The organism is Streptomyces sp. NPDC104096 (assembly GCF_055584385.1).
The window spans coordinates 1-9,789 of sequence record NZ_JBVJMD010000056.1 but is presented as its reverse complement, the minus strand read 5'-3'; the positions used below and the strand labels follow the sequence as shown (position 1 = coordinate 9,789).

The following is a 9,789-nucleotide window of genomic DNA, read 5'->3' as shown; positions in this document are numbered from 1 at the left end:
GGCGGTGTCGATCACCGACAGCGAATCCGAGCCGGAGTTGGCCGTGTAGACCTGGCCTCCGTCCTGGGAGATGGCCACCCCGTACGGCTTCTTGCCGACCTTGATGGGGTTGCCCACGGTGCGGTTGGTGGCGGTGTCGATCACCGACACCGAATCCGAGCCGGCATTGGCCGTGTAGACCCAGTGTCCGTCCGGGGACACCGTCACCGCGACTGGCTTCTTGCCGACACCGATGGGGTGGCCCACGGTGCGCTTGGTGGCGGTGTCGATCACCGACACCGAATCCGAGCCGTAGTTGGCCGTGTAGGCCCGGCCTCCGTCCGGGGACACCGCCACCCCCTGCGGCTTGTCGCCGACACCGATGGGGTTGCCCATGGTGCGCTTGGTGGCGGTGTCGATCACCGACACCGAAGCCGGGCCGAAGTAGTTGGTCGCGTAGGCCCGGCGCCCGTCCGGGGACACCGCCACCGCGCCCGGGGATTTGCCGACCTGGATCGAGGACACGGACGGTGCGGTGGGACCCGAGGAACGGGACTGTGCCAGGTAGATGCCGCCGCCCGCCGCGGCGAGCGCCGCCAGCGCCACCCCCGCAATGAGCCTGGCCCGTCGGTTTCCGGGCCGCGGGGGGCGGGGCCGCAGCCGGGCCTCTTCCCCTTTGTGCGGCAGCGGTTTTAGGGGCGGGCCGGTCGGTTCCTGCGGCTCGGCCGGCGACAGGATCTCGGTCGGCGGGGCCGATTCCCGGGGGCGCGGCGGCTTCGGGGCGGGGGGCTGCTCGGGCGGCGGCGCCTGCGGTGAGGGAGCCGGTTGCTGCAAAGGGGACGGGTGGGGCTGGTCGGCGATGGAGGCGAGCCGCCGGGCGGTCTCCTCACCGTCCATCCTGTCCGCGGGGTCCTTGGCCAGCAGCCCGATGAGGACCGGGGTCAGCTCCGTCGCCTGGCGCGGCAGGCTCGGGGACTCGAACAGCAGGGCGCTCAGCGTGGCGAGGGCGGTGTCGCGGTCGAAGGGACCGGCCCCCTCGAGGGCGTAGTACAGGGTGGCCCCGAGCGAGAACAGGTCGGCGGCAGGGGTGGGCGGCTGGCTGTTGGCCCGCTCGGGGGCCATGAAGCGCGGTGTCCCGAGGACCTCCAGGGTGGCGGTCAGGCGGTCCTCCCCGGAGCTCGGCTCCAGCGCGATGCCGTAGTCGGTGAGCATCACCTGGCCGCCGCCCTCCGCCGGATAGGAGGGGTGGGGCCCCGGATGGGTCAGCAGGATGTTGGCCGGTTTGACGTCCCGGTGCAGGACGCCGAGCCGGTGTCCCTCCAGCAGGGCGTCGAGGACCGCCAGACCGATCCGGGCGACGTCGCCGGGCGGCAGCGGCCCCTGCTCGCGCACCACCGCCTCCAGATCCATGGCATCGGGCACGAACTCCATGACGATCCACGGCAGGCCGCCCTCCTCCACGATGTCGTGCACGGTGACGACATGCGGATGGTTGCGCAGCCGGGCGGCGTGCCGGGCCTCGCCGCGGGCCCTCGCGATCCGGGAGCGCACCTCGCATTCGGGGACGTCCGGCGGCAGAATGATCTCCTTGAGCGCGACCTCGCACGCCAGTTCCTGGTCGTACGCCAGCCACACACGTCCCATGCCGCCGGTCCCGAGCCGACGCAGAAGCCGGTAACGTTCGATGATCACGCGCCCGGCGGCCTCTTGCGCTCCTGACATGGCACTCCCTCTTCCAGGACGGCCAGCGGGGGTTCCTCGGCGAGCGCTGAAGGGTCTCTCTCCACGTATTGCATATCGCTCGAAGAACGGCAAGTCGCCCAGAACGGGTGTAGCCCGCGTACGTTCCGCGTGGCGGTGTCGGGATCCGAGGTCCTCGCCACCGCCGTCCTCGACCGCCTCCTGCACCACTGCGAAGTGATCTCCATCAAGGTGAGGTCGCAGGCCAGGGCGGTCAGGACGTGCTGGACGATCCACTACAGCCGGACCTGCGAGGACGACAGAACGAGCAGTTCACGACCCCCGCCCGGTCCGAAACGCGGCGTCACAGGCCCAGGGAGACGGCCAGGCGCGTGAGCTCGGCGGTGCTGCTGGTGCCGAGCTTGGCCCGGATCCGGCGCAGATACGCATCGACGGTGTGTTTCGAGAGCCCCATGCGCCGGGCCGTCTGCACGTAGGTGCGCCCGGCGGCGATGTGCTGCAGCGCCTCCCGCTCGCGTGGGGCCAGCGCAGCCGGCCCGCACGCGAAGGCAGAGGCGGGGGTGGGGGCTTCGGCGTACAGGGCGGTTGCGAGGCTCATGGCGGCTCTCCTTCGGCGCATCGGTCCGCTCGTCCCGACCCACATCTTCGGAGTGACACGCATACCTAAATGTGGGCATTTGCCCCTAACGGACACAGGCAGGGCCAGGCCGGTTCCACGCCGTCGCACATTTCCTGAAATTTTCGTTATCCGCCTCTATCGGTGACGTACAGAACGACCCTCGGCACCCGGTACCGCACACAGCGCATCGCCCACCGCGAGCAGTCCGCGCCCCCGCCCGGCCCGGGCACCTCACCGAGCACCGTGTTGCTGTTTCCCGCCCCGCCGGATCATGCTTGTCGGTAGGGCCCTGGCCGCGCAGGCTCCCCCGGGAACAGCGGTCGAGGAACGAGCGAGGCGAGATGAGCGCCGATGGAGCACCTTCCCACTCCTCCTGGTGAACGGCCGTACGAGGCGGACGCCCCGCTCGAGCCGCCCCGCACCGCCACCGTCACGGCCACGGCCACGGCCACCGTCGACGAACACGGCATCGTGACGGGGTGGGGCGAGGGCGCCCGGCGCCTGCTCGGCTACGAGCCCTCACAGATCATCGGCTGCCCTGCCACCCACCTGCTCGCCGACGACACCGGCGAGGCCGCCCGCCAGGCGGCCGGGCACCAGGCGGCCGGCAAGGACCGGTGGAACGGCACCGTGGTGCTACGCCACCAGGACGGCCGCCGCCTCGAACAGCACCTGCTCGCCCACCGCCGCACCCCCACCGGCGGTGCGGCCACCGAATGGCTCCTTCGGACCAGCCCGCCGCCGCCCCCCGAAAACCACCCGCACGGCACACCAGGCGAACCGGGCGAGCGCGGGCAGGAGCCGGACGGGCTGAGGGAGCTGAAGGAGTGGGCGTTCACCCAGTCCCCCTGCATCCTGGCCGTCTTCGGCACGGATCTGCGGCTCATCGCGGCGAACACCGGCATGGAACGCGCCCTCTCGCTCACCGAGGCCGAGATGCGCGGGCTGCGCCTGGTGGACATCGCGCCGCACCCCGTGGGCGAGGAGATCCAGGCGCGGATGCGCCGAGTGCTACAGGACGGCGAGCCGCAGTGGACAAAGGCCTTCCCCCCCACCGCCCACACCGGAAGCGCTGACGGCCCAGAAAGTGGCCGGCCCGTGTCGCTGACCGCGCTGCGCGACAAAGCGGGCCGGCTGCGGGGCGTGTGCCTGACCGCGTACCAGGCGCACGAGGAGCACACCGACAGGGAGCGCACGCTGCTGAACGAGGCCGGCACCCGTATCGGCACCACCCTGGACATCGCCCGCACAGCCCAGGAACTCACCGACGTCGCCGTCCCCCGCCTCGCGGACTTCGCCGCCGTCGACCTGCTCCCCGCGCGCGGTGAGGAGGCGGGCGCCACCGCTTTGACCGGGCCCATCACCATGCGCCGCGCCGCCGTACGCTCGGTCCTGGAAGCAAGCCCCGAATCCCCGGTCACCGTCGGCGAGTCCAGCACCTACCCGCCGCTGTCCCCGGTGGCCGAATGCCTGGCAAAGCACCGCGGGGCGCTCTACGAGATGACCGGCCCCACCCTTGCCCGGTGGGCCGACGAGGATCCAGGAGCGGCCCGGATCCGCGAGTGGGGCACACACTCGCTCATGGTGGTGCCGCTGCGCGCCCGAGGCACCACCCTGGGCGCCGCCCTCTTCAGCCGCCACCACAACCCCGCCCCCTTCACCCCCCAGGACCTGCAACTCGCCGAGGAGCTCACCGCCCGGGCCGCACTGAGCATCCACAACGCCCGGCGCCACACCCGCGAACGCACCACCGCCATGACCCTGCAGCGCAGCCTGCTCCCGCGGACCCTGCCCAACCAGGCCGCCCTCGAGATCGCCTCCCGCTACCTGCCCGCCGACCCCCTGGCCGGCGTCGGCGGCGACTGGTTCGACGTGATCCCGCTGTCAGGCGCACGCGTCGCCCTCGTCGTCGGCGACGTCGTCGGCCACGGCATCCGCGCCTCGGCCACCATGGGCCGGCTGCGCACCGCGGTAAGCACCCTGGCCGACGTCGACCTGCCGCCCGACGAACTGCTCACCCACCTCGACGACCTTGTCATCCGCCTCTCCGCCGACGAATCCACCCCCGAAGGCGCCCCCGAAGGCGCCGGCGGCATCGGCGTCACCTGCCTCTACGCCGTCTACGACCCCGTCACCCGCTGCTGCACCCTCGCCCGGGCCGGCCACCCCCCGCCCGCCGTCGTCACCCCCGACGCCGCCTACCTCCTCGACGTCCCCGCCGGCCCCCCGCTCGGCCTGGGCGGCCTGCCGTTCGAGGCCACCGAGACCGAACTACCCGAAGGCAGCCTGCTCGCCTTCTACACCGACGGCCTCCTCGAACCCCGAGACCACGACATCGACGAAGCCTTCGACAAAATGTTCGCCGGCCTCGTCCGCCCCGCCCACACCCTCGAAACCGTCTGTGACCACGTCCTCACCGCCACCCTCACCCACCGCCCCGACGACGACATCGTCCTGCTCATCGCCCGCACCCGCGCCCTCAGCGCCGACCGCGTCGCCGCCTGGGACCTGCAACCCCAACCCGCCGTCGTCGCCCACGCCCGCCAACATGCCACCGCCCAGCTCACCACGTGGGGGCTGACCCAGGCCGCCTTCATCACCGAACTCATCGTCAGCGAACTCGTCACCAACGCCATCCGCTACGGCAAGCCCCCCGTCCAGCTCCGCATGATCCACCAGAACGCCACCCTCATCTGCGAAGTCTCCGACACCAGCAGCACCACGCCCCACATGCGCCGCGCCCGCGTCTACGACGAAGGCGGACGCGGCCTCCTCCTCGTCGCCCAACTCGCCGACCGCTGGGGCACCCGCCACACCCCCACCGGCAAGACCATCTGGGCCGAACAAACCGTCGCACCCGACAGTGAGTGAAGATCCCTTGCTGGGCTGCACAGCCTGATTCCTGGGACGGAAGGTCCCGGAGGAAGCAGTCCCAGGTAGTGAGTAAGAAGAACAACACGAGCAAGCGGTACACCGACGAGTTCACACGGAACGCGGTCGCGCTGGTCCACACGCCGGGGAAGACGGTCACCGAGGTCGCCCGGGAGATCGGCACCAAGCACTGATGCGGGTGCGGGCGGCCCGGAGGATCGCGCGGATGGCTTCCGCGACCGGACTGGCGACCCATAGCCCGGACGGGAAGCATGGTCAGCTGCCGGAGCAGCCCGCCCTCACCGGTCAGCTGCAGGCCCTCGGCCTGGGCTCGGCTCACCAGCTCGTCGATCAGCTAGTCGTCCACCCTTCGCCGACACATTCGCTGCCGACTCGCCGCCTCATACTCGGTCACGTTCTCACTGATCATCTAGGCATCTTCCATGATCGTGCATAACCAGGCGAGGGCGGGACGCTTCCCCGTTGGCCATCAGGCCCATTCGACGCCCAGCTGCCGTAGTGCGTCCAGTTGTTCCGCGGTGAGCTTGTCCCGCCTGGCCTTGGCGTTGCTGTACCAGATGCCGACCTTGATCTCGGTCCCGTCGGGGAAGGTCTCCACCGCCTTCCGGGGTACCGGCCGGTGGGTCCCCTCTCGCTCGATCCACTGGGCGAGGGCCGCGAGGCCCCGCTGGAAGGCTGCTGACGCATATCCCGCCGCCTTCCCAGCACGCCTGTCCGCCGGTACCGCAGCGGTCCGCTCGGCGGGCTCGACGCCCAACTCGTAGAGCCGCTTCTGCTGCTCGTTCGACAGTTGCGCCCAGGTGCTCGCGTCTCGTTGCCTCACCAGCCATCGTCCGATGTCGTCGCCTTCGAACTGCACGCCGGGTGCGATGTGGGGGAGGCGGCCGTGGGGTTCGTCGGCGGCGATATCGCGCAGTATGGCGTAGTGGCGTTGCCAGTCCAGTGGCCAGGGGCAGCTCCAGTCCGATTCGATCGCCGCCAGCTGCTTCGCGCGCTCTGCCGCTCGTTCCGGGTTCTTCCCGAGGCCGCCTTTCCGGCGCAGGTTGGCCATGTGCTGCCCGATGGGCACCATCGCCTCGCCCTCGCCCCAGACCGCGTCCTGACGCGGAGCGAGGTGCCCCGTGGCCCGCCGGTAGGACCGCAGCGCGGCGAGCTTGTTCTCCCAGGCTTCCTCGCCCGGCTCCCAGACCATCCCGGCTTCTGGTGCGTCCAGGAGCTCTTTGCGGCGCGGCTCTAGCTCCCCGGCCCGTAGCGCTCTCCGCTGTTGGTGCACCCATCGCCCCAGCGGAAACGACTTCGTCGCGCCGACTTCGACCTCGGTGTCGTAGGGCACGGCGTGCAGGCCGGTGATCTCGTTCTCTGCTCGCCAGCGGAGCAGGGCTTGGTAACCCTCCAACCAGACGAGGCTTTCGGGCCGGTAGACGCGGGTGCGGAGGAAGGCTGCGATGGTGGCTGCGTCGCGCGGGCTGGAGAAGTGGAGCAGCGCGGACCCGGCAGCGACGTCGGTGTGGCCTTGCTCCTGGTCCTCGCCCACCTCGCCGCTGGCTCCGATGATCCGTCCGTCCTCGTCACGCCGGAGGTGGACCTTGCGTTTCCCGCTGGTGAGGGCGCGGGAGGCGAGCTGTTCGACGAGTCGTTCGTCGTGCGAGCGCAGGCTCTGGAGCACGGCTACGAGAGGCTTGAAGCTGGCCGAGGCGACCATGTCGGTCGGGTCCTCGCCGGGCTCCAGGAACACCGGCACGATGATCCTGGCCACCTTCGTGCTGCCGTCCTTATTGAGGCGGAGCGCGCGGCCGATGTTCTGCACGATCTCCACCTGGGAGCCGCGGGTGTCGGCGAAGCATACGGCTTCCACACCCCGCTCACCGGTGATGTCCACGCCCTCCCCAAGCACCCGCACGGACGCGAGGAACGCACGGTGGACCCGGTGCCCAGCTGCGTCGATGCCGTTCGCGAACTGACGCAGCACCTCCCGTCGCTCGCTGACGAGGTGGTCGCCGCACAGCCACGCCGACCACACCCGGTCCGGCGGGACATGGCGGCCGGCCTCCAACTCGTAGAACTCCGCGTCGATCGAGGACTTCGGCAGCTTGTCCGCGGCGCCCAGGTCCTCGTCGGAAGCGTCGTTGGCGTACAGCTCGGCAGCGGTCTCGGGCATCTTCTCCGCGAACGCTGCGGCCTCCTCCACCTTCTGGTGGAACGTCATGACCGTACGGAGGTTGTACGCCGCGGCGTGCTCCAAAAGTGCGGTCTGCAGGAGCGCCAGGCGCCGGCCGCGCTGCGCCTCCTCTGATTCCCCGAGGACGGGGGAGGGGTCGCGGATCTCCAGGACGTCGATCTCGAACCCGGCGAGGATCTCGCGCTCGATCGCTTCCGAGAGCCCGAGCTCGGCGAGCCACGCGCCGTACGTCCCGTTCGGGTCGTCGGCCATGGTCGCGATCTCCGCCTCCTGGCCGTTCGCGCCCTTTTGCGGCCGAGCCGCGGCGAGGATGCGCGGGGTCGCGGTCAGGTAGAGCCGGAAGTCCGCCGGGATCCGCTGGTTGTCGTGGATTGCTGCCCACGGCCGGCCGAGGTCACCGGCGGTTCCATGGGCCTCGTCCACGATCGCGAGGTCGAAGCCCGCCATCTGCTGGCCGTAGAGCCGCTCCCCGCCCGCCAGGGCGGCCTCCAGCGGCCCGCGTACCTTCCGCTGGCCCTCGGGTGCGTCGATGTCCTCACGGTCCACCAGGGAGGCGTACGTGGCGAACACGACGACCGGCCCGGACCCGGCCCACAGGGCGAGCTGGATCGGGTTGGTGGTGGTGCGCACCCCCAGCTCGTTCAGGACTGCGTCGTTCTCCAGCGAGCACACCGCGACCATCGGCGCCCGATGGCCCACCAGGCGCCACGCCTGGACGGTCTGCACGAGCAGATCCAGGGTCGGCACGGTCACGAGAATCCGGCCGTCCGCGAACGACTCCAGCGCGCACGCGGCGGCCATGAACGTTTTGCCCGATCCGGTCGCAGACACGATCGTGCCCCGCGCCCCCTCAGGGGGCACAGATGATCTTGCAGGAAAGCCGACCCATTTCCGGAAACTCGACTTCTGAGCCACCTGATGTTCTCGGAGCTGGATCAAAAGAGCTCTCCGGATTCGGGAAGGGCTTGTTCGACGGAGGCGATCCGATATTCGCCGCGCTGGTAGAGGCCGCCCTCTCGGCCGTGGACGGTCCAGGCCTTCTCGGCCGCGCGGTCAGGTGTTGCCTCCATCAGATGGAGTGTGAGAACAGGCGCCTGCACAGACGAGTCGACAGCAGGCCGGGCATCGATCCGGTAGACCCGGTGCCGCTCGATCTCCACAGCGCCGGCCCCCAACCGCTCTGCCTCCGCCACGTCCTTCACCAGCCGTTGCAGCCGCTGCCGTTCGTAGCGGCCGCCACGCGCATCGCGAGCGAGCTCGTACACGGCCATCCCCTCCTTGTTCACGAGACTCGAGATCCGCTCCCACTGACGACATCGCAACTCTGCGATGAGCAGCTCGCTCAGATTGTGAGGCTCGCAAGGGGCCAGCCGCGCACTCCCGAGGCGCTCCTGAGCCAGACGTATCTGTGCGGCCACCGCATTGGGACCGAGCCCGACTGCTGTCGAGACCACCCCCAGCCGGATGAACTCGCAGGGAAGATACTCGTAGATCAACACGCTGCCCTCCTCCTTCCGCAGCGCGGTCCCGATGCGCCATGGGGGATCCCTCATTTCTGCCAACTCTACATGCTGCATCAAATTGAGAAGCCTCCGGAGAACCCCGGAGGAAAGCTATGATTCGATCATGACCGATGAGTGGTACGTCCTCATTGAAGAGGACACCAGAGAGACCGAACGCGCCGACGACGTGGAACTGAAACTGCACCGATGGATGCTGGTAGGCACTCACCACATCAACGGCGACCAGGAGCAAGCCACCGCCGTAGCCAAGGATGCGGCCCTGCACTACCTGCCGGGAGTCCTCGCCCGGCACGCCAAGCCCGGAGACGAGCCGGCCCGGCATGCCTTCCTCGCCCCGGACGGGGCCTGGGTGGTGCTCCTCAAGCAGCGGAACCGTGAGTGTCATATACGGGTGACAGTAGCCCGGTTGATGCACTCGCAAGAGGAGAGGCAAGCCCCACCGAAAACGCTGAAGGAGATGCTCCGCAGCGCTGTACAGGCCCCGGCGCCCTCCCCGAAACCGTGGATGCCCACCGAGAAACCCTCCGAGTGAAGGAATAGGACACCCCCGGCCACGAAGGCCTCAGAAGCTGACAGCTAATCACCCCTCGCCGCCAGCCCGAGCCGCGCGGAGCGCGGCTCACCGCCTCGCGCGCAGCGCGAGACTTGCGGTTCGCAGCGCAGCGGAGGACCGCACAGCCCGGACGCAGGCCGGGCCAGGCTGCGCAGCAGCCTCATCCCCGAAGCGCAGCGGAGGGGATGCCAACCCGAGGGCGCAGCCCTCGGGTTGAGCGGTGAGCGCAGCGAACCGCCAGCGCGCCCGCGGAGCGGGAGCGCAACCCCCGCGCGATAGCAAAACTAAGAAAAACCATCACCCACCTATGAAAATGGGTTTTGGTGTTTTTGGTTTTTTTTGT

Annotated in this window: 7 protein-coding genes and 1 pseudogene; 4 read left to right on the top strand and 4 right to left on the bottom strand. The window is 69.8% G+C overall.

The features are described 5' to 3' along the window. Positions 1–1,701, bottom strand: a 1,701-nt coding sequence (locus ACZ60B_RS35435) for a serine/threonine-protein kinase (protein ID WP_469394507.1), incomplete at its 3' end; no start/stop codon positions are given. A gap of 135 nt (positions 1,702–1,836) precedes the next feature. On the opposite strand from ACZ60B_RS35435, the pseudogene ACZ60B_RS35430 reads away from it, so the two are divergent. Then, a pseudogene (locus ACZ60B_RS35430) lies at positions 1,837–1,908 on the top strand (ATP-binding protein); the annotation flags it as partial. Positions 1,909–2,023: 115 nt separating this feature from the next. Here ACZ60B_RS35430 and ACZ60B_RS35425 read toward each other — a convergent pair. Further along, positions 2,024–2,278, bottom strand: a complete 255-nt coding sequence (locus ACZ60B_RS35425) for a response regulator transcription factor (protein WP_469394506.1) — start codon at positions 2,276–2,278, stop codon at positions 2,024–2,026. A gap of 372 nt (positions 2,279–2,650) precedes the next feature. Here ACZ60B_RS35425 and ACZ60B_RS35420 point away from each other — a divergent pair, with 372 nt between their 5' ends. Both ACZ60B_RS35420 and ACZ60B_RS35415 read left to right on the top strand, forming a co-directional pair. After that, the gene (locus ACZ60B_RS35420; RefSeq protein WP_469394504.1) at positions 2,651–5,170 is read left to right on the top strand and encodes a SpoIIE family protein phosphatase; all 2,520 of its coding nucleotides are present in this window, start codon (positions 2,651–2,653) and stop codon (positions 5,168–5,170) included. A gap of 68 nt (positions 5,171–5,238) precedes the next feature. Next, entirely contained in the window at positions 5,239–5,364 is a 126-nt protein-coding gene (locus ACZ60B_RS35415) for a transposase (protein ID WP_469394502.1), read from the top strand. A 296-nt stretch (positions 5,365–5,660) separates the two neighbouring features. Here the strand turns inward: ACZ60B_RS35415 and ACZ60B_RS35410 are convergent, their stop codons facing one another. Both ACZ60B_RS35410 and ACZ60B_RS35405 read right to left on the bottom strand, forming a co-directional pair. Continuing rightward, complete coding sequence (locus tag ACZ60B_RS35410; protein ID WP_469394500.1) at positions 5,661–8,309, bottom strand: helicase associated domain-containing protein; 2,649 nt, start codon at positions 8,307–8,309, stop codon at positions 5,661–5,663. After that, the gene (locus ACZ60B_RS35405; protein ID WP_469394498.1) at positions 8,306–8,869 is read right to left on the bottom strand and encodes a hypothetical protein; all 564 of its coding nucleotides are present in this window, start codon (positions 8,867–8,869) and stop codon (positions 8,306–8,308) included. The genes ACZ60B_RS35410 and ACZ60B_RS35405 overlap by 4 nt, the downstream gene beginning before the upstream one ends. A 127-nt stretch (positions 8,870–8,996) precedes the next feature. Between ACZ60B_RS35405 and ACZ60B_RS35400 the strand changes: the two genes are divergently transcribed. Then, complete coding sequence (locus ACZ60B_RS35400) at positions 8,997–9,425, top strand: hypothetical protein (RefSeq protein WP_469394496.1); 429 nt, start codon at positions 8,997–8,999, stop codon at positions 9,423–9,425. Positions 9,426–9,789: the final 364 nt, after the last annotated feature.

Coding starts and splice junctions, on each gene's coding strand:
- ACZ60B_RS35425 (WP_469394506.1), bottom strand. CDS start 2,278: ATGAGCCTCGCAACCGCCCTGTACGCCGAAGCCCCCACCCCCGCCTCT.
- ACZ60B_RS35420 (WP_469394504.1), top strand. CDS start 2,651: ATGGAGCACCTTCCCACTCCTCCTGGTGAACGGCCGTACGAGGCGGAC.
- ACZ60B_RS35400 (WP_469394496.1), top strand. CDS start 8,997: ATGACCGATGAGTGGTACGTCCTCATTGAAGAGGACACCAGAGAGACC.